The organism is Pantoea sp. USHLN256 (assembly GCF_037149875.1).
Classification (GTDB): domain Bacteria; phylum Pseudomonadota; class Gammaproteobacteria; order Enterobacterales; family Enterobacteriaceae; genus Pantoea; species Pantoea nemavictus.
Genome location: NZ_JBBCQO010000013.1, coordinates 21,040 through 41,220, shown reverse-complemented (window position 1 = coordinate 41,220; position 20,181 = coordinate 21,040). Strand labels below are relative to the sequence as shown.

Annotated in this window: 21 protein-coding genes; 18 read left to right on the top strand and 3 right to left on the bottom strand. The window is 53.3% G+C overall.

The window, feature by feature from the left end:
• Positions 1–98 precede the first annotated feature (98 nt).
• The 4 genes from WFL93_RS21600 to ubiA all read left to right on the top strand — a co-directional run bounded on the left by WFL93_RS21600 (position 99) and on the right by ubiA (position 2,781).
• Positions 99–797, top strand: a complete 699-nt coding sequence (locus WFL93_RS21600; RefSeq protein WP_009128579.1) for a UTRA domain-containing protein — start codon at positions 99–101, stop codon at positions 795–797.
• Positions 798–867: 70 nt separating this feature from the next.
• On the top strand, positions 868–1,278 hold the full coding sequence (psiE, locus tag WFL93_RS21595; RefSeq protein WP_008109934.1) for a phosphate-starvation-inducible protein PsiE: 411 nt from the start codon (positions 868–870) through the stop codon (positions 1,276–1,278).
• Between the two features lie 92 nt (positions 1,279–1,370).
• Positions 1,371–1,889, top strand: a complete 519-nt coding sequence (gene ubiC, locus WFL93_RS21590; protein ID WP_180822864.1) for a chorismate lyase — start codon at positions 1,371–1,373, stop codon at positions 1,887–1,889.
• Positions 1,890–1,896: 7 nt separating this feature from the next.
• The gene (ubiA, locus tag WFL93_RS21585) at positions 1,897–2,781 is read left to right on the top strand and encodes a 4-hydroxybenzoate octaprenyltransferase (protein ID WP_009128586.1); all 885 of its coding nucleotides are present in this window, start codon (positions 1,897–1,899) and stop codon (positions 2,779–2,781) included.
• Between the two features lie 47 nt (positions 2,782–2,828).
• Here ubiA and plsB read toward each other — a convergent pair whose 3' ends face one another.
• A complete protein-coding gene (gene plsB, locus WFL93_RS21580; protein WP_049851274.1) occupies positions 2,829–5,252 on the bottom strand; it encodes a glycerol-3-phosphate 1-O-acyltransferase PlsB in 2,424 nt (807 codons plus the stop codon).
• Positions 5,253–5,378: 126 nt separating this feature from the next.
• Here plsB and WFL93_RS21575 point away from each other — a divergent pair, with 126 nt between their 5' ends.
• The 4 genes from WFL93_RS21575 (at position 5,379) to WFL93_RS21560 (ending at position 8,302) form a co-directional block, all read left to right on the top strand.
• A complete protein-coding gene (locus tag WFL93_RS21575; protein WP_009128590.1) occupies positions 5,379–5,747 on the top strand; it encodes a diacylglycerol kinase in 369 nt (122 codons plus the stop codon).
• 105 nt (positions 5,748–5,852) lie between these two features.
• A complete protein-coding gene (gene lexA, locus WFL93_RS21570; RefSeq protein ID WP_009128593.1) occupies positions 5,853–6,467 on the top strand; it encodes a transcriptional repressor LexA in 615 nt (204 codons plus the stop codon).
• A 136-nt stretch (positions 6,468–6,603) separates the two neighbouring features.
• On the top strand, positions 6,604–7,926 hold the full coding sequence (dinF, locus tag WFL93_RS21565) for an MATE family efflux transporter DinF (RefSeq protein WP_336779005.1): 1,323 nt from the start codon (positions 6,604–6,606) through the stop codon (positions 7,924–7,926).
• Positions 7,927–8,089: 163 nt separating this feature from the next.
• Positions 8,090–8,302: a CsbD family protein gene (locus tag WFL93_RS21560; RefSeq protein ID WP_009128598.1), complete on the top strand. Its 213-nt coding sequence runs from the start codon at positions 8,090–8,092 to the stop codon at positions 8,300–8,302.
• A 72-nt stretch (positions 8,303–8,374) separates the two neighbouring features.
• Here WFL93_RS21560 and zur read toward each other — a convergent pair whose 3' ends face one another.
• Positions 8,375–8,896: a zinc uptake transcriptional repressor Zur gene (zur, locus tag WFL93_RS21555; RefSeq protein ID WP_009128600.1), complete on the bottom strand. Its 522-nt coding sequence runs from the start codon at positions 8,894–8,896 to the stop codon at positions 8,375–8,377.
• Between the two features lie 452 nt (positions 8,897–9,348).
• Here zur and traF point away from each other — a divergent pair, with 452 nt between their 5' ends.
• The 3 genes from traF (at position 9,349) to pspG (ending at position 12,224) form a co-directional block, all read left to right on the top strand.
• On the top strand, positions 9,349–10,599 hold the full coding sequence (traF, locus tag WFL93_RS21550) for a conjugal transfer protein TraF (RefSeq protein ID WP_009128602.1): 1,251 nt from the start codon (positions 9,349–9,351) through the stop codon (positions 10,597–10,599).
• Positions 10,600–10,707: 108 nt separating this feature from the next.
• Complete coding sequence (gene dusA / locus WFL93_RS21545) at positions 10,708–11,706, top strand: tRNA dihydrouridine(20/20a) synthase DusA (protein ID WP_180822867.1); 999 nt, start codon at positions 10,708–10,710, stop codon at positions 11,704–11,706.
• 251 nt (positions 11,707–11,957) lie between these two features.
• Positions 11,958–12,224 carry an envelope stress response protein PspG gene (gene pspG / locus WFL93_RS21540; protein ID WP_336779004.1) on the top strand — a complete coding sequence of 89 codons (267 nt, stop codon included), beginning with the start codon at positions 11,958–11,960 and terminating at the stop codon, positions 12,222–12,224.
• Positions 12,225–12,420: 196 nt separating this feature from the next.
• Here pspG and WFL93_RS21535 read toward each other — a convergent pair whose 3' ends face one another.
• Complete coding sequence (locus tag WFL93_RS21535) at positions 12,421–13,404, bottom strand: quinone oxidoreductase (protein WP_009128608.1); 984 nt, start codon at positions 13,402–13,404, stop codon at positions 12,421–12,423.
• A 73-nt stretch (positions 13,405–13,477) separates the two neighbouring features.
• On the opposite strand from WFL93_RS21535, the gene dnaB reads away from it, so the two are divergent.
• From dnaB to WFL93_RS21500, 7 genes are all read left to right on the top strand, one after another.
• Complete coding sequence (dnaB, locus tag WFL93_RS21530; protein ID WP_036621482.1) at positions 13,478–14,884, top strand: replicative DNA helicase; 1,407 nt, start codon at positions 13,478–13,480, stop codon at positions 14,882–14,884.
• Positions 14,885–15,012: 128 nt separating this feature from the next.
• Positions 15,013–15,504: an Lrp/AsnC family transcriptional regulator gene (locus tag WFL93_RS21525; protein ID WP_008109951.1), complete on the top strand. Its 492-nt coding sequence runs from the start codon at positions 15,013–15,015 to the stop codon at positions 15,502–15,504.
• A 228-nt stretch (positions 15,505–15,732) separates the two neighbouring features.
• Positions 15,733–16,347 carry a YitT family protein gene (locus tag WFL93_RS21520; protein WP_009128614.1) on the top strand — a complete coding sequence of 205 codons (615 nt, stop codon included), beginning with the start codon at positions 15,733–15,735 and terminating at the stop codon, positions 16,345–16,347.
• A gap of 48 nt (positions 16,348–16,395) precedes the next feature.
• Positions 16,396–17,589 carry an amino acid aminotransferase gene (locus WFL93_RS21515; protein ID WP_336779003.1) on the top strand — a complete coding sequence of 398 codons (1,194 nt, stop codon included), beginning with the start codon at positions 16,396–16,398 and terminating at the stop codon, positions 17,587–17,589.
• Between the two features lie 178 nt (positions 17,590–17,767).
• Positions 17,768–19,297: a catalase gene (locus tag WFL93_RS21510; protein ID WP_442955904.1), complete on the top strand. Its 1,530-nt coding sequence runs from the start codon at positions 17,768–17,770 to the stop codon at positions 19,295–19,297.
• Positions 19,298–19,405: 108 nt separating this feature from the next.
• Positions 19,406–19,822 carry a secondary thiamine-phosphate synthase enzyme YjbQ gene (locus WFL93_RS21505; protein WP_049851282.1) on the top strand — a complete coding sequence of 139 codons (417 nt, stop codon included), beginning with the start codon at positions 19,406–19,408 and terminating at the stop codon, positions 19,820–19,822.
• A 3-nt stretch (positions 19,823–19,825) separates the two neighbouring features.
• Positions 19,826–20,176, top strand: a complete 351-nt coding sequence (locus WFL93_RS21500) for an MmcQ/YjbR family DNA-binding protein (RefSeq protein ID WP_009128623.1) — start codon at positions 19,826–19,828, stop codon at positions 20,174–20,176.
• The last annotated feature ends 5 nt before the right edge of the window (positions 20,177–20,181 follow it).

The window sequence follows — 20,181 nt, the reverse complement described above, 5'->3', positions numbered from 1 at the left end:
ACATGCGGTTACAGCGCGCTAAAGCGTGGGTTGACTCTTGTCACAGTGTAGTCATCGAACTGTCATAGTGCAGATTTGCCCCAAAATGAGGCTGAAAAATGTTGTCAAAAACGGCGGATATGATTGCGGCAGGCGTGCGGGAACGCATTGAAAACGGTGAATTTGCCAGCGGTCGTTTGCCTGCGGAGCGCGCGTTAAGCGAACACTATTCCACCACGCGCATCACGCTGCGTGAGGCGTTGGGTTTGCTGGAAGCGCAGGGCATAATTTATCGCGAATTGCGCCGTGGCTGGTTTCTCGCACCGCCGCGCCTGGTTTATAACCCTTCGCATCACAGCCATTTTCATGCGATGGCGGCCGAGCAAGGTCGCGTTGCCAGCACCGAAGTGCTTGAAGCGCGTGAAGTGCCAGCCCAGTTGGCGATTGCGCATCATCTGCAGCTGCTGGAGGGCGACAAGGTATACCGCATTCGCCGTTTGCGCCGCATTGATGGCCGCGCGGTGTTGTATGTTGAGCATTACCTTAATCCAGCCTATTTCCCGGGCTTGCTGGATGAAGATCTCACGCGTTCACTCACCGATCTCTATGACCAGCGCTACGGCATCCGCTACGGTGGCGCGCGCTTTACTATTTTACCGGGGCCACTCCCGGTGCGCGCTGCGCCTGCGCTCAATGTCGCCAGCGGTACGCCGGGCTTACTGATTACCCGCATCAACCGCGATCAGCACAAGCGAGTGATTGATTGTGACTGCGAGTTCTGGCGCTACGACGCACTGTGCGTGGATGTTGAAGTATAAATATTGTGATTTTGATCACGCTACAGCATGATAGCGTCAGAAAGTTCTTGAGAGACTAAGGCGCGAAAAAATGACAATAAAAACAGGGGTTGGGCAGTACATTTCATTAGCATTGCAGTGGGTGCTCAACATTGGCCTGATTATTCTGGCCATTATTCTGGTGGTGTTTCTCGGTAAGGAAACCATTCATCTGGCCAATGTGTTGTTCAGCACCGGTGAGCAGACCTCTTCTTATCTGCTGATTGAAGGCATCGTGATCTATTTCCTTTATTTCGAATTTATCGCATTGATTGTGAAGTACTTTCAGTCGGGCTATCACTTTCCGCTGCGCTATTTTATCTACATCGGTATCACCGCCATTATTCGCCTGATCATCGTCGACCATAAAAACCCGTTTGATACGCTCTATTATTCAGCGGCGATTTTGATTCTGGTGGTGACGCTGTGGCTGGCAAACAGTAACCGCCTGAAGCGCGAGTAATTACCCTTCTTTATCTGCCGTGGCACAACGAGCCGTGCCACGCATTCTCCTCTGCGTTAAACTAGGGCAACTTTTTTTCCGGAGATGTCCTGATGTCGCATGACGCGCTGCGCCAGTTACGCGCACTGCACTGGCTGCCAGCCTCTTCCCCACGGCTTTCTGCCCCTTTACTCGACTGGTTACTTGAAGAAGATTCCATGACGCGTCGCTTTGAGCAGCATTGCCAGCAAGTGACGGTAGAACTCATTCGTGAAGCGTTTATTGGTGCCGATGAGGTAACGGATGAAGCTGAATTTCTGCCGGCTGATCAACGCTTTTGGCTACGCGAAATTGTGCTGTGCGGCGATGGCGAACCCTGGCTGATTGGCCGCACCGTGGTGCCGGAAAGTACCCTTCACGGCCCGGAGCAGATGCTGCAACAGCTGGGTACGCGCCCGCTTGGTCGCTATCTGTTTTCTTCATCGACTCTGAGTCGCGATTTTATCGATCCTGGCCAGGTAGACGATTTGTGGGGACGTCGTTCCCGCCTGCGTTTATCAGGCAAACCGCTACTGCTAACCGAACTGTTTTTACCGGCGTCGCCGCTGTATCGCGCGCTGGAGCAAGGATAAAACCACTGTGCAAAACACCTTACCCATGACCAAATGGCAGGCTTACTGCCGCCTGATGCGTATCGATAAACCGATCGGCACCGTTCTACTGTTGTGGCCGACGATGTGGGCGCTGTGGCTCTCGGGCATGGCGATTCCGCCGCTACCGGTGCTGCTGGTGTTTGTGCTCGGCGTCATCGTGATGCGTGCTGCAGGCTGCGTCATCAATGACTATGCTGACCGAAAAATCGATGGCCATGTCAAGCGTACCGCATCACGTCCGCTGGCCAGCGGCGCGGTAACGGAGAAGGAAGCCAAACTGCTGTTTGCCGGGCTGGGAATAGTGGCGTTTATGCTGGTACTGACCATGAACACCATGACCATTTTGCTGTCGTTTGGCGGTCTGGCGCTGGCATGGGTCTATCCGTTTATGAAACGCTACACGCATCTGCCGCAGGTAGTTCTGGGGGCGGCATTTGGCTGGGCTATTCCGATGGGGTGGGCGGCAGTTAGTGAGTCCTTACCTTTGGTGTGTTGGTTGGTATTCATCGCTAACATCTGCTGGACGGTGGCCTATGATACGCAATATGCGATGGTGGACCGCGATGATGATCTGAAGATTGGCGTGAAATCCACGGCGATCCTGTTTGGTCGCTATGACAAACTGATTATCGGTTTACTGCAGCTGGCGACGCTGGGCCTGATGGTACTGGTGGGCATGATGCTCAATCTGAATGGGGCATTTTACTGGGCGCTACTGCTGGCGGCAGGCTTATTTGTGCATCAGCAGAAGCTGATTGCTCAGCGCGAGCGCGATGCTTGCTTCCAGGCGTTTCTGAATAACAACTATGTGGGCATGGTGCTATTTATCGGCATTTTGCTCAGCACCGTACCGTTCGCCGATTTGCTGTAAACAAAAAAGGCGCACCGAAGTGCGCCTTTTTATCGCTGGTCGCCAGGTTAATCGTGCGCGACCGCGCTCTCAATCGTCAGACGCACATCGCTGGTCACTAACTCCGCCAGCATTTGCCACATCATATGACTCCGTTCTGCATCAGCATCGCCTTTATCACTGATGTAACCTTCATCACGCAGCGTTAGCACCAGCGCAGTAAATACCGCTTTATCAAAGAACTCTGGCGCGTTAATGCCGTGCAGCACTGACAGGCGTTGAGCCAACGTGCGGCTCTCCTTCTCCAGCGTGCCGCGGTTAATGGCCGGTTTTGCGCTGAGAATGGCGAAAGTAATCGCAAAGCGCTGCAGCGTTTCACGAATACCTGCCGCCAGCAGCTGCAGCGAACGGTGACGCGCCGGTGTCATTTTCAGCATGCCGTCTTGCAGTGTGATCAGCCCCTGACGCGCCATCTCGGCGCACAGAGCGTTGAGCACCGCAGGCAATTCCGCTTTATCCCAACGCAGGAACAGCTCGCTCTTCAACATCGGATACACCAGGCTAACCTGGCGCAGCAGCTCAGCATCGCTGATTTCGCGATGCTGCTGCACAATGGCGGCAATCAGCGACGGCATCACCAGCATGTGATGAATGTTGTTGCGATAATAGGTCATCAGCACCGCCTGCTCGCGCGGCAGAATGATGATGTCGCCAATGTTGTCTTGCTCGGTCTCGAACTTGTTCATGCCCATGGCGTGATCAAGCAGCGCTTCGGCGCTCATATCCGGTACCGTTGCTTCCGGTGAGTACGGTACGTTGCGCAGCAGTTGGGTGTAACACTCAAGCTGTTCAATCAACTGTTCGCGCGTCAATGAACGCTGACGTGAGGCCAGCAGCGCGGTGACGCACAGGTTCATGGCGTTCGCCGCACCCGCTTCGTTGATGCGTACCATCAGCTTCGCCGCAATATCATTCACGGCTGGCGTCATCCATGCAGGACGTTGTGGTTCGATCGGATCGATTGCGTCACGCCATTCCGGCACGTTTTTGTTGAGGTAATTCATCAACGGCAGCGGTTCGCCAAAGTTGACGTAGCCCTGACCAAGATTGCGCAACTTACGTAAGCCGCGCACCATCTGCAGGAAGCTCTCTTTCTCTTTGGCGGCGCCACGCAACTCTTTAGCGTAAGTACCCACTTCCATCACGTGCTCATAACCAATGTAAATCGGCACAAAAGTGATGGGACGACTGCCGCCACGCAGCATCGCCTGCAGCGTCATCGATAAGGTGCCGGTTTTCGGGTCCAGCAAACGTCCGGTGCGTGAGCGTCCGCCCTCAACAAAGTACTCAACCGAATAACCACGGCTAAACAGTTCGCCAAGGTATTCACGGAACACCGTGGAATAGAGCTTGTTGCCCTTGAAGGTACGACGAATAAAGAACGCGCCCAGACGACGGAAAATCGGGCCTGCTGGCCAGAAATTCAGGTTGATACCTGCGGCGATGTGCGGCGGCACCAGGCCCTGGTGATAGAGCACATAAGAGAGCAGCAGGTAGTCCATGTGGCTGCGATGGCAGGGCACATAGACAATCTCATGGCCATCCTGCGCCAGCTGACGCACGCGCTCGCCACCGTGGACGGTGATGCCCTGATAAAGGCGGCTCCACAGCCAGCCCATTACGCGGTCGGTCACTTTAATCGCTTCGTAAGAGAAGTTTGCCGCCACTTCTTCCATCATTTCGATGGCATTCTGCTGAGCTTTCTCATGCGAAATCTTTTTGCTACGCGCTTCATCTTCGACTGCTTTTTCAATCGCTTTGGATTGCAACAGCTTATTGAAGAGGTCCTGACGCGCCGGCAGACGCGGTCCGACAGCGGCCAGGCGCTGGCGGGCAAAGTGAATGCGCGCGACACGTGCCAGTTTCTGCGCAATCGACTTGTCGGTGCCGTGTTCGGTCGCCATCTGGCGCAGCGAAACGGTTTGCGAGAAGCGAACGAAGCTATCGCGGCCGTGCCACAAAATGGCGAAGAACTTCTGCACGCCATTAAGAATACGCAGATGCGGTGTCGCTTCTCCCTGAATTTCACGTCCCGGCGCACGACCAAACATCACCGCAACGGGTAGCATCTGGACATCGAGCTGTGGGTTGCTACGGTGCAAATCGAGATAGTCGTGGAATAGCTTTACTGATTCCGGATTCGCCACGAAATAGGGAATAACGCGCGGGCCATCGTGAATAAACACGTGGCGCGGTAGCAAGGTGCCATCGATCTCCAGTGGAGCCAGCGGATCGGGCAGATCATGTTTCAGACATTGCGCCCGTAGCGTGAGCAGGTCAGCCTTTGAATCATAAGGCAAAACATACATCACTGGACGTGTCGGATCGATCCCGTGTTCAGAGACGGGATCGGTCGGAATGACCTTACTTTTTACCAAAATAGAGAGTGGTAAATTCAATAATTTGTAATAGAGTTTACGCCAACCTGACATAGACAACTTAAAGCCTCTTGTTAGCAAAGCGCGGCAAGCATACCAGAAAGCGCAGCGAAGATCTGTGGCTCTGCCACCTCCCACTGCCACACATTGACGTCAAAATAGTTCAAGGGTTCCATAAACATGGCAAATAACGTCACCGGTCTTGTAAGAATAGTGAAAGCAGCCGGTTATTCCTGGCAGGGCTTGCGTGCCGCATGGCAGCATGAAGCCGCATTTCGCCAAGAGGCGATTGCCGCGCTGGTGGCTATTATCGTGGCCTGTTGGCTGGATGTTGATGCCATTTCCCGCGTGTTAATGATTGGTTCGGTAGTGCTGGTGGTCATTGTTGAAATCCTTAATAGCGCCATCGAAGCGGTGGTAGATCGCATCGGTCAGGAGCAGCATCCGTTAGCCGGGCGTGCCAAAGATATGGGATCGGCTGCCGTGTTGCTGACTATCTTACTGGCTCTGTTTGTCTGGATCGCGCTGCTCTGGACGCATTTGAGATAGGGATTCCAGATTCATCAATGCGCTGATTTTTCCCTCTGTTACGGTTTTCATTTCGCGAATAACTGTATATACTCACAGCGACTGTATAAACAACCAGGGGGCGGGATGAAAGCGTTAACTGCAAGGCAGCAACAGGTCTATGACCTGATTCGCGACCATATTAACCAGACGGGCATGCCGCCAACGCGTGCGGAAATTGCTGCGCAACTGGGTTTTCGCTCGCCCAATGCTGCTGAAGAGCATCTGAAAGCGCTGGCGCGAAAAGGCGTTATTGAAATTGTTTCCGGCGCATCGCGCGGGATACGCCTGCTGATGGAAGAAGAGCCGAGCGAAGGTTTGCCATTAATTGGCCGCGTCGCTGCTGGCGAGCCGCTGCTGGCACAAGAGCACATTGAAGCGCACTATCAGGTTGATGCCAACCTGTTCAAACCCAGCGCCGATTTCCTGCTACGCGTTAGCGGTATGTCGATGAAAGATATCGGCATTATGGATGGCGATCTGTTAGCGGTGCATAAAACTCAGGAAGTGCGTAACGGCCAGGTTGTGGTGGCGCGCATTGATGATGAAGTCACCGTTAAACGCTGGAAAAAGCAGGGCGCGATTGTGCATCTTCTGCCGGAAAATAACGATTTCCAGCCGATTATCGTTGATACCCGCGAGCAGTCACTGACCGTTGAAGGTTTGGCTGTGGGTATTGTGCGCAACGGCGAATGGCTCTGATCAATTTCTGATCCTCCCCAACTGCGGCGGCGTATGCTGCGCTGACCGCAGTCTGCTATTTTATTTCTCTGTGACATTTTCTGCGGCACTGTCGGGCGCATTATCACGCTGATACCGCAAACAACGGAATGCGCTGATGCAGCTGTTTTCCCCTTCAGATAAAGCACTCTGGCGGCTGGCGCTGCCAATGATCCTCTCCAACATCACCGTTCCGCTGCTGGGCGTGGTGGATACTGCCGTCATTGGTCATCTTGATAGCCCCATTTATCTCGCTGGCGTCGCCGTGGGTACCACGGCAACCAGTTTCATCTTCATGCTTCTGCTGTTTTTGCGAATGAGCACCACCGGACTGACCGCGCAGGCTTTTGGTGCGAATGATAAAAGCGCACTGGCGCGCGCCTTGACGCAACCGCTGCTCATCGCTTTAGTCTTCGGACTCTTGTTTATGCTGTTGCGCACGTCAGTAAGCAGTTTGGCGGCAGCACTGATGGGCGGCAGTCCGGAAGTGCAGCAGCAGGCGAAAATATTTATTGAGATTCGCTGGCTGAGTGCGCCGGCCACCTTGGCTAATTTGGTGATTCTTGGCTGGCTACTGGGCGTGCAGTATGCACGTGCGCCGATGGTGTTATTGATCGTCGGTAATCTGGTGAACATCCTGCTCGACTTGCTGTTTGTCCTCAAGCTGCACTGGGGCGTGGCGGGAGCGGCGGCGGCTACGGCGTTGGCCGAATATGTCACGCTGGGTGTGGGTTTGTGGATGGTAGCGCGGGTACTTAAATTGCGCGGTATCCATTTCACGCTGCTAAAAAATAGCTGGCGCGGTGATGCGGCGCGGTTGTTTCGCCTCAATCGCGACATTATGTTGCGTTCCCTTATGCTGCAAATCTGCTTCGCGTCTCTCACCATTCTCGGTGCGCGCATTGGTCCGGATGTCGTGGCAGTCAATGCGGTGCTGCTGATGTTCCTCACCTTTACTGCCTACGCATTAGATGGCTTTGCCTATGCGGTAGAAGCCTGTTCCGGTGAAGCGGTCGGCGCTAAAGATCGCAGCCGGTTATTGCTGATCTGGCACGCTGCTTGTCGACAGGCCTGTTTTGTGGCGGTGATATTTGCGCTGATTTATGCCTTCACTGGCCCGCAGATTGTAGCGATGCTGACTTCACTGGAAGCACTACGCGACATGGCCGATCGCTACCTCATCTGGCAGGTGATACTGCCGCTGATTGGCGTCTGGTGTTATCTGCTGGATGGCATATTTATCGGCGCGACGCGCGGACGAGAGATGCGAAACAGCATGGTAATAGCGGCTATTGGTTATGGCGTAGCGCTGTTGACGCTGCCGTGGCTCGGTAACCACGGTTTATGGTTGGCGGTAACGGTATTCCTGGCGTTACGTGGGCTGACACTATGGCTAATCTGGCGGGGTCACTGGCAACGTGATAGCTGGTTTAACGCCTGATTAAGCGAAGCGTAACCTACAGATTAATCTGTAATTCTCTGCAAACTTCGAAGCTGCTACTACAATTACCTTATACGGCGCACATGAGTAGCGCGTTGTCTGGGTATATTGCCATATAGACAGGCGATATATCTATCTCACTCAGGATGAAGTGGAGGATTATATGAACAAAGACGAAGCGAGCGGAAACTGGAAGCAGTTTAAAGGGAAAATGAAGGAAAAGTGGGGCAAGCTTACGGATGATGATATGACCGTGATTGAAGGTAAACGCGATCAGCTTGTCGGTAAAATCCAGGAACGCTACGGCTATGCGAAAGATCAGGCAGAGACCGAAGTGAAAGACTGGGAAAGCCACAACAAAGATTACCGCTGGTAGTCGACTACCCCATTAAGGATGATGCTCCTACCCACCGGTCATTATGATCGGGTCGGCACAAGGATGTGCCCATTACGCTTTTCTCACCCGCTTTTTCCCCTCAACCTGGTGGTCATGTTCGCAGCTTTCGTGATGCGTACAAGCCGCAACCTCAGCGCAATTCTCACACAAGCCATGAGCTTCAATCACCGTGTGACGCAGTGAAAACCCCGCTTGGTCTGCCAGTGCCGCGATAGTTTTTTCCACGCCATGAGCATGCTTTTCGCTGACCGCTGCACAACCATCACACACCAGCATCACCGAAGTATGTGCCGGCTCATCGAAATGGTGGCAAACCACATAACTGTTGTTCGACTCCACGCGATGAATAAATCCCTGTTCCAGCAAAAAATCCAGTGCACGATAGATGGTGGGCGGTTTGGCTTGCGGCTCACTCACGCGCAGCTGATCCAGCAAATCGTAAGCGCTTATCGAACCGTTTTGCTCTGCCATTAAGCGCAGCACTTCGGCGCGTTGAGTGGTGAGACGCACGCCGCGGTCGAGGCAAAGTGATTCTGCCTGAGTAAGCAGTTGTTCGGGCGTGAGGTTTGACATAAGCATTCTCCAGGTTGCAGGTGATGTTATTTTATCACACAAATTTTTACCCTGCTGTGATTGCTTATTCCCCTTAAAAATGGCCAGAAAACTCTCGCCATTCAATAAATTATCCTAAGAATCTTCCCCACGATTTTTCTGCAATGATTTTACCTGATAAATGCGGACCGCCAGACAGCGCAACGGCGCGCGGGTTTTTGCTTTGCAACTCACCGGGTTAGCGTCTATGGTTCAAAAGGTCTTAAGTGATTTCTGGTATCAATTTACTCACTGTTAATTTTTCTGCATAAAAACACAGCGGAATGGCGCTTATGCATCCAATTCTGCGAATAGCAGTGCTATTTCCTTTTAATTCACAGCAATGAAGCGTTAGCCAGGGTTCAGAATAGCGGCTAACTAAACTGTTCCGTCGGTGAGTGGCTCAGCGACATTTTAAAGGTGATGGCAGACTCATGGTGAAGACATTATTCAGGCACAAAAAAGTAGCTTATCTTGTTGGTTTGAATGCGGTATTTCTCTCCTCATCGGCTCTGGCAGCAGGAACATGGTATGACGCGCGTAATGATGCGATGGGCGGTACGGGGGTAGCTTCTTCTACCTGGAGTTCAGCGGTGCTGGCGAACCCAGCATTGATGACCAAAGCGCAGCCTGAAGATAACGTCAGCATTATTATCCCTTCAGCAGGGGCGCAGGTGACTGACAAAGACAAATTACTGGATCGCGTTGATGACATCACCGATACCGTCGATCGTTATCAGAATGTCATCGATAACCTGACCTTTGCAGATTACCTTAATGGTTATCCACAACTTAAAGCGGCAGCGGGCGATGTGGCTAATCAGCTCAGCGATCTACGCGGCAATAAAGCGAATGCCACCGCGGGTGTGGCGCTGGCAGTCACCGTGCCAAATGAAACGTTGCCCTTTGCTTTTATCACCAAAGCATACGGAACGGCGCATGTGCGAGCCAACGTAGCTGATAGCGATATTGCCTACCTACGCGGTGTTGCTAATGGCACCATCATTCCCGTACCGGGAGATGAAGATAATTTGCGTTCTAGCGCCAACGGCCTGGCCGCGTTAGTCACGGATTATGGTGTTGCAGTTGCACATGAATTCTCGATTGCTGGCCATCCGGTTTCAGTCGGCGTTACGCCAAAACTGCAGAAAACCTGGTTGTATAACTACACCGCCAGTATTTATAACTACGACAAGAGCGACATCAACAGTAGCCGCTATCGCAGCAGCGATACCGGTTTCAACGTGGATGCCGGCGTGGCCACTGATTTTGGTGACAACTGGACCTTTGGCGTGACCGGTCAAAACCTGATTTCGCGCGATATCGACACCAAAGAGGTCAACGGCTACCGCGATACCTATCAAATTCGTCCGCTGGTAACTACCGGGCTCTCCTGGAATAACGGACCGTTCACGTTGGCGGGTGATGTTGATCTGACCGAAACCAAGCGCTTCAAATCGGAAGAGTCCAGCCAATATGCGGGCGTGGGCGCAGAGTATCGTGTGCTGGATTGGCTGGCGCTGCGCGCCGGTTATCGCGCCGATCTGAAATCGAATGATACCGATGTCTTTACCGCTGGTTTGGGCGTGTCACCGTTCAACAATACGGTCCATCTGGATCTGGCCGGTTCGGTCGGCAAAGACAATACCGTGGGTGCGATGTTGCAACTCGGATTTAACTTCTAACCCCAGCAAGGTTTTAATCCTGTAAACGGGCGGCTGTGTCGCCCGTTTTGCTGTGGTATCATTGCGCAGTTTCTCATCACTTAACTCACTGCGGATTTACTGCGTTTCATGACCGATACTTTCTCCTCGCAACGTTTTTCTATCGCCCCCATGCTCGACTGGACCGATCGCCACTGTCGCTATTTCCACCGCAAGTTGAGCGGCGATACGCTGCTGTACACCGAAATGGTGACGACCGGCGCAATCATTCACGGTAAGGGCGACTATCTGGCCTACAGCGAGGATGAACATCCGCTGGCGCTGCAACTCGGCGGTAGCGATCCCGCTGCGCTAGCGCAGTGCGCCAAACTGGCTGAGGAGCGTGGCTACGATGAGATCAACCTGAATGTAGGTTGTCCGTCCGACCGTGTTCAGAACGGCCGTTTTGGCGCCTGCCTGATGGCTGATGCCGCGCTGGTTGCCGATTGCATTAAAGCGATGCGCGACGTCGTGAGCATCCCGGTCACGGTAAAAACCCGTATCGGCATTGACGAGCAGGATAGCTATGAATTTTTGTGTGATTTTATTGGCACCGTGGCGCAACAAGGCGGCTGCGATACCTTTATTATCCACGCGCGCAAAGCCTGGTTGTCAGGTTTAAGCCCGAAAGAGAACCGTGAAATTCCGCCGCTGGATTATCCACGCGTCTATCAGCTGAAGCGCGATTTTCCAGCACTGACCATGGCGATAAACGGCGGTATTAAGACGCTGGAAGAGGCCAAACTGCATCTGCAGCATATGGATGGCGTGATGATGGGGCGTGAAGCCTATCAAAATCCTGGCATTCTGGCGCAGGTGGACCGCGAACTGTTTGGACGCGATACGCCAACTGTCGATCCTGTGGCAGTGGTGCGCTCGATGTATCCCTATATCGAAGCGGAGTTATCGAAAGGCATGTATCTCGGCCACGTTACGCGTCATATGCTTGGCCTGTTCCAGGGAATTCCCGGTGCTCGCCAGTGGCGCCGCTACTTGAGTGAGAATGCCCACAAGCCCGGCGCAGATGTGCGCGTGGTAGAGGCGGCGCTGGCGCTGGTTGCGGATAAAATCCCGCAGGAAGCGCTGTAATCATCGGGGGTTGGGTCGCCATGAATGGCGATCCTAAGCAAGCCAGTTGTAGGGTGCGCATTGATGCGCACCGGAACCACAGCACAATAATCCTTTACAGTTGGTTTTTTCTGCGCCACAAGTTAGCAATTTCCACCACGTCTCAGGCATCGCCATTCTGGCGCTATCAATCATTTCAACGTGTTAGCTGAATTTCTTACCTGGCACGCATCTTGTAATACTCCTGATGTTACTTACACAGGAGAACCTTCGTGGAAATTCTATTTGTTCTCGGCTTTTTTCTCATGCTGCTGTTTACCGGCGTTTCGCTGCTGGGAGTTATCGCGGCATTGGTCGTTGCCACTGCTTTGATGTTCTTCGGCGGGTTACTGGCAATTGTTATCAAAGTGTTGCCATGGCTGATATTGGCGGTCATTGCCGTGTGGCTTTATCGTGCATTTACTACGCCATCAGGCGAGGCAAAGTTACGCAGGCTGAAAAGAAAAATCAGTGACTTAGAGAGAAAGAGCTGGCGCTAATTGCGGTGACGATCACAGACTCGAAAATTGCTTAGATCAATTCCGCAATTAAACATATTTTTTACTTATGTTTTCTGTCAGGATGATTGGCGTTGTTACAAACGAATTCATCGCCGCTGTCCCTACACCAGCGCGAACTATAAAAAAGAAAGAAAAAGGGGCTTCCTAATGGGAAGCCCCGTTTGCTTTTAGGCGATCAGGGAATCAGCAGGCTCGAACCTTGCGTTGCCCGGCTCTCCAGCACCTGATGCGCGCGCACCGCATCGCTCAAGGCAAATTTCTGCTGCTCCGGCACGTTTAGCTGAATCGCCCGGCTGGCAATCAGTGAGAACAACTCGTTGCTGGCGGCATCCAGTTCTTCACGATTGGTGATGTAGCCAAACAGTGAAGGTCGGGTGACAAACAGCGAGCCTTTCTTATTCAGAATACCCAGGTCGATGCCCGTTACCGGGCCCGATGCATTGCCAAAGCTCACCATTAATCCGTGACGACGTAGGCTATCCAGCGAAGGTTCCCAGGTATCTTTCCCCACCGAGTCATACACAACGGCGACTTTCTCACCGTTGGTCAACTCGCTGACGCGCTTAGCGATATCCTCTTCGCGATAGTTAATCGTCGCCCATGCACCCGCATCTTTAGCGATTTGCGCTTTTTCCGCGCTCCCCACGGTACCAATCAGATGCGCGCCCAGCGCCTTGGCCCATTGGCAGGCAATCAAACCGACGCCACCGGCAGCGGCATGGAACAGGAAGATTTCATCGGCTTTCACTTTATAGGTTTGGCGCAGCAGATACTGCACGGTTAACCCCTTAAGGAACGAGGCTGCGCCTTGCTCAAAGCTGATGCTGTCCGGCAGGATCACTAATCGATCTTCGGCTACATTATGCGCTTCGCTATAAGCTCCCAGCGCGGCCTGGCAATACACCACGCGATCGCCCGCTTTAAAGCGCGTCACTGCCGATCCCACACGCTTAACCACGCCGGCCGCTTCCGTCCCCAAACCTGATGGGAATGCGCTTACCGGATATAAGCCGCTGCGCACGTAGGTATCAATGTAGTTAATACCAATCGCTCTGTTCTCAACCTGTACTTCGTGTTCGGCAGGATCGGCTAACTCGAAATCGGCCCATTGCAGTACTTCGGGGCCGCCGTGTTGGTTGAACTGAATACGCTTTGCCATTCTGACTCCTGTGATTGTTCATCCTGGGACGGTATACTTGCGCGTCCCTTTCACGATCGGTAATGCATTCACTATGGCAGGAAATAAACCCACCAACAAATCGAACGAACCCCGCGATCGGCAGCTGGAAGGCGTGAAAATGCCGCCGCATTCCATAGAAGCGGAGCAGTCGGTGCTCGGTGGGTTGATGCTGGATAACCAGCGCTGGGACAACGTCTCTGAACGCGTCGTCGCCAACGATTTCTTCAACCGCTCGCACCGCATGATTTTCACAGAGATGCAGCGTTTGCTGGAGGCGGGCCAACCGATCGACCTGATCACGCTGTCTGAATCACTGGAAACGCTGGGTGAATTAGAGATGGCGGGCGGCTTCGCCTATCTGGCCGAACTGGCGAAAAACACGCCAAGTGCGGCGAATATCGGTGCCTATGCCGATATCGTGCGTGAACGTGCGGTCGTGCGCGAAATGATCTCGGTGGCGAACCAAATCGCCGATGCGGGTTACGATCCACAGGGACGCAGCAGCGAAGACCTGCTCGATTTCGCCGAATCTAACGTGTTCAAAATCGCTGAGCAGCGCGCCAATAAAGATCAGGGTCCGCAGAACATCGAGCAGATTCTGGAAGCCACGGTATCGCGCATTGAGGCGTTGGTCTCCACGCCGCACGACGGCGTCACCGGCGTCGATACGGGTTATCAGGATCTGAACAAAAAAACTGCCGGATTACAGGGCTCGGATCTGATTATCGTCGCGGCGCGTCCGTCGATGGGTAAAACCACGTTCGCCATGAACCTGTGTGAAAACGCCGCCATGTTGCAGGATAAGCCAGTACTGATTTTCAGTCTGGAGATGCCCAGCGAACAGCTGATGATGCGTATGCTGGCGTCGCTGTCGCGCGTGGACCAGACGCGTATTCGTACCGGTCAGTTGGAAGATGAGGATTGGGCGCGCATCTCTGCCACCATGGGGATTTTGCTTGAGAAGAAGAACATGTTTATTGATGACTCTTCTGGCCTGACGCCAACCGAAGTGCGTTCGCGCGCGCGACGCATCTTCCGTGAAAACGGTGGATTGAGCTTAATCATGATCGACTACCTGCAACTGATGCGTGTACCGGCGCTGTCGGATAACCGTACGTTAGAGATCGCCGAGATCTCGCGCTCACTCAAAGCGCTGGCCAAAGAGTTGAATGTGCCGGTCGTCGCACTGTCACAGCTGAACCGCTCGCTGGAGCAGCGCGCCGATAAGCGCCCGGTCAACTCGGATCTGCGTGAATCCGGCTCGATCGAGCAGGACGCCGACTTGATCATGTTCATCTATCGTGACGAGGTATATCACGAAAACAGCGATCTGAAAGGCATCGCCGAGATCATCCTCGGTAAGCAGCGTAATGGCCCGATCGGTACGGTACGTTTGACCTTTAATGGTCAATGGTCGCGTTTTGATAACTATGCTGGCCCGCAATACGACGACGAATAATCCTTTCCCCGCAGATGCATGCACGATTTGTGCATGCATTTCACGTCATCAGAAAATAGTGTTGGACAACCTCGGCGTTAATCAGGTTATCTGTAACAAAGCGCACTCAATAACGCTGTGGAAGCAGAATGACTCAGGTAGACGATCACGACCTTAAGATATTGACTCTATTACAATCTAATGGACGCCTCACCAATCAAGAACTCAGCGATTTAGTCGGACTTTCGGCATCACAATGTTCACGTCGCCGCATCAATCTTGAGCAGGCAAATCTCATTCTTGGCTATCACGCTCGCCTGTCGCCAGACGCGGTTGGCTTGGGCATGGTGGGATTAATTGAAGTGAGATTGAAAAACCATACGCCGGATTATGAAGAGAGCTTCCATCGCATGGTGGAAGAGGAAGCGGCGATTGTTGATGCCTTCAAAACGACCGGCGATGCCGATTATCTGCTGAAGGTGGCGGTCGCCGATTTAGCCTCACTCAGCGCGTTGATCAGCCAGTTAGTGGCCGGCCATCAGAGTGTCGCCCACGTAAAAACCTCCGTGGTTTTAAGCCGTCTCAAAGAGAACGGTTTGATGATGATTCCCCAGCACAAAACGCGCCAAAAAAGTGCATGATGTGCTAATCTGGTGCAATAATTGCCGTATTAATGCAAAAAACGCGCACCAGAAAACGGATTTGTGCATGAGTTGATGGTTTGAGCCCTAATTGATGCACAAAAACCTGCAATAAAGCGCCTTAGTTATCAATTGGATAATCACTGGCACCCATCGGCGGCTAACATAGGTCACCGATGTGGTGCGTTTTTTGCATTTGAAGGGCATCATTTGCAATGAGATTAACCCATGGATAACGTTGTACAACCCACTAAAGTTCCTCACTCACTCGTTGAAGATGCGCTGGCGATCGTGCTCGGCACGCTGATGGTGTCGTTTGGTGTCATCATGCTGAAACAAGCCGGCGCGTTGACCGGCAGCTCAGCGGGTATTGCCTTTTTGATCAGCTATTTGTCGCCGCTCTCCTTTGGTAGCGCGTTCTTCCTGATCAACCTGCCATTTTACTGGCTGGCGGTACGCCGCATGGGCTGGGAATTCACCCTGAAAACCTTCTGCGCGGTGGGTTTGGTTTCACTGTTTACCCATCTGCACCCGCTGTTTGTGCATTTTTCTGCGCTAAATCCGTTTTATGCGACACTGTTCGGTAACGTGGTGATGGGCGTTGGGTTTATAGTGTTGTTCCGTCACAAAGCCAGCCTCGGCGGCATCAATATTCTGGCGCTCTGGTTGCAGGACCGCATCGGTCTGCGTGCCGGAAAACTGCAGATGGCGGTCGATACCTGCGTGGTGTTAGCCTCGCTGTTTGTGGTGTCGTTACCCATGCTGTTGGCCTCAATTGCGGGCGCGGTGATCCTTAATCTCATCATCGCAATGAATCATCGTCCCGGCCGTTACCTGGTTTAATGACGCCTCTTTACCTCTTATTTATGACCAATCATGGAGATCTGCACCGTGTTTCAAAACGTTGATGCTTATGCCGGCGATCCGATTCTGTCGCTGATGGAAACCTTCAAACAAGATCCGCGCGATAACAAAGTAAACCTAAGCATTGGTCTCTATTACAACGAAGCGGGCATTATTCCTCAGCTGCAGGCCGTTGCCGCAGCGGAAGAGCGTCTGCAGGCGCAGCCGCATCAGGCGTCGCTGTATCTGCCGATGGAAGGTTTGAACGCTTACCGTAACGCGATTGCACCGCTGCTGTTTGGTAAACAACATCCGATGCTGCAAGCGGGTCGCATTGCATCCATCCAGACGCTGGGTGGTTCGGGCGCACTGAAAGTCGGTGCCGATTTCCTGAAGCGCTACTTCCCTGCTTCAAACGTGTGGGTGAGCGATCCAACATGGGAAAACCACATCGCGATCTTCAACGGTGCGGGTTTCGACGTGGATACCTATCCGTGGTACGACGCTGAGACCAACGGCGTGAAGTTTGATGCGTTCATTGCCAAACTGAAAACGTTGCCGAAGCAATCCATCGTGCTGCTGCATCCGTGCTGCCACAACCCAACCGGCGCCGATCTGACTAACGCGCAGTGGGATGAAACCACCGAAATCCTGAAAGCGCAGGAGCTGATTCCGTTCCTCGATATCGCCTATCAGGGCTTTGGGGCGGGCATGGAAGAAGATGCTTATGCGATTCGCGCGATTGCGGCAGCCGGTTTGCCTGCGCTGGTCAGCAACTCATTCTCTAAAATCTTCTCGCTATACGGCGAGCGCGTCGGCGGACTTTCTATCGTGTGCGACAGTGCAGAAGAGTCGGCGCGTGTTCTCGGCCAGCTGAAAGCTACCGTACGTCGTAACTACTCCAGCCCGCCAAACTTTGGTGCGCAGGTCGTTTCCTGCGTGCTGAATGACGAGGCTTTGCTGAACAACTGGCTGGCCGAAGTGGAAGCCATGCGTCTGCGTATTATTGAGATGCGCCAGGCGCTGGTGAAGGTGTTGAGCACTAAGCTGCCAGGGCAAAACTTTGATTACCTGCTGAAGCAGCGCGGTATGTTCAGCTACACCGGTTTGAGCGCACAGCAGGTTGATCGCCTGCGCGATGAGTTCGGCGTGTACCTGATCGCCAGCGGCCGTATGTGCGTAGCTGGCCTGAACAGCCGTAACGTTAATCAGGTTGCTGAGGCGTTTGCTGCGGTGATGTAACTCTTTTTGCGCGCCGCGGTTTAACTGAACCACCCAGCTTTAACGCGGGTGGTTTTTTTATGCGTATGATTAAGACGGTTCTTGTGGGGAGCGGTGGGATGCGACGTTAGTTTTGGCGGGCTTTTATCTGGTCGGAAGCCGCCAGAAACCAGGAAGTCTAACAATAAGGAATCGCCCCATGAACCCTTTCTCTACCGCACTGAAACCCCTCTGTTATGCCATGACATTGGCCCTCTCGCTGCCTGCCTTTGCGACTGAATTGACGCGTGACAATGGCGCACCGGTCGGTGATAACCAGAATTCGCAAACCGCGGGTGAGCACGGCGCCGTGTTGCTGCAGGATGTGCAGCTGATTCAAAAGCTGCAGCGTTTTGACCGTGAACGTATTCCGGAGCGCGTAGTGCACGCGCGCGGCACCGGCGCACATGGAGAGTTCCGCGCCAGCAAAGACATCAGTGATTTGACGATGGCAGACGTGTTCAAGCCAGGCAGCGTGACGCCGGTGTTTGTGCGCTTCTCGTCGGTGGTGCACAGCAAACATTCGCCGGAGACGCTGCGCGATCCGCGCGGTTTTGCCACCAAGTTTTACACCAGCCAGGGCAACTGGGATTTAGTCGGTAACAACCTGCCGGTGTTCTTCATCCGCGATGCGATCAAATTCCCGGACATGGTGCATGCCTTTAAGCCCGATCCGCGCACCAACCTGGGCAATGATGCCCGCACCTTTGATTTCTTCTCACACGTGCCAGAAGCCACGCACGGTCTGACCATGCTGTTCTCCAACATGGGCACACCCGCTAACTATCGCCAGATGGATGGCAACAGCGTGCACGCCTACAAATTCGTTAACGCGAAAGGCGAAGTGCACTACGTGAAGTTCCACTGGAAAACGCTGCAGGGCGAGAAAAATCTCGATCCTGCTGAAGTCGCAGCGATCCAAAGCGGCACCTTTAGTCATATGACCGAAGATTTGATGGCGGCGATCAACAATAAAGCCTATCCGAAATGGGATCTCTACATTCAAACCATCAAAGCCAGCGATATCGATAAGTTCGATTTCAATCCACTGGATGCGACCAAAATCTGGCCGGGCATTGCCGAAGTGAAAGTGGGGCAAATGGAGCTCAACCGCAACGTCGATAACTTCTTCCAGGAGACCGAGCAGGTAGCGATGGCGCCATCGAATCTGGTGCCGGGCATTGAGGCATCGGAAGATCGTCTGCTGCAAGGGCGTTTGTTCTCGTACGCTGATACCCAGATGTATCGCATCGGCGCTAATGGGCTAAGTTTGCCGGTCAACGCGCCGCGCGTGCTGGTCAGTAATGGCAATCAGGATGGCGCCATGAACAGCGGTAAGGCCGACGATCATGGTGTGAACTATCAGCCCAGCCGCATCTATCCACGTGAAGAGCTGCAAAGTGCGCGTTATAGCCACAGTCCGCTGAGCGGTGTGACGCAGCAGGCAACCCTCGCCAAAACGCAGAACTTCAAGCAGGCTGGCGAGCTGTATCGTTCCTTTAACGATAAAGAGAAAAGCGATCTGATTACCTCGCTGGGCGGGGCGCTGAAAGGTGTCGATGTGCAAAGCCGCGCCATCATGCTGTCGTATTTCTATAAAGCCGATAAAGAGTATGGCGAGCGTCTGGCCGCGATGACTAAAGATGATGTGGGCAGCATCAAAGCGATGGCCGCTAAGCTGAACGACTAACCTTCAGGCGGCAGACTTCACGCTCTGCCGCTTTTTCCTTGTCATAGGGTTTACCTTTCGCCGACATGCTGCACACTTAAACGGTGTGTTTCATTTTAGGATTCTGGCATGTGGCATCAACAAACTCTGACGCTGAGCGCCAAAGCGCGCGGTTTTCATCTCATCACCGACGAGATTGTCGGCCAGCTTAACGGCTTAACCGATGTGCGCATTGGTCAGTTGCATCTCCTGCTACAGCACACTTCGGCGTCACTGACGCTGAATGAAAATTGTGATCCCACGGTGCGCAGCGATATGGAGCAGCACTTCTTACGTCATGTTCCGGAAAATGCACCTTATCAGCACGATTACGAAGGGGCCGATGACATGCCCGCTCACATCAAATCGTCGTTACTGGGTGTTTCACTCCTGATTCCGGTAAGTCGCGGGCGCTTGTTACTGGGCACATGGCAGGGAATCTGGCTGGGTGAGCATCGCGTACATGGCGGCGCGCGGCGCATTGTTGCGACCTTACAAGGGGAATAAAACATGAACACTTCGGATTTACTGACTTACTGCATGGGCAAGCCAGGCGCAGAGCAGAGCTACAAAGACGTGTGGCAAGCGACGCAAATTAAAAGCGAAGGCGTGCTGTTTGCCATGCTGTATGAGGTGAAAGGGCGGCCAGCATTATCGCTGAAAGCGTCACCCGCACTGGCGGATTTACTGCGAGAGGAACATAGCGATGTGTTTCCCAGTGAGCATTTAAATAAGTCGCACTGGAGCACGCTGTGGCTGGATGGTTCACTGAAGGATTCGCAGATTTACTATCTGGTGGATGCCTCCTGGCAACAGGCTGACGCCACGCGCGCGGCGGGCGTCAACCATGATGAGAACTGAGGCCG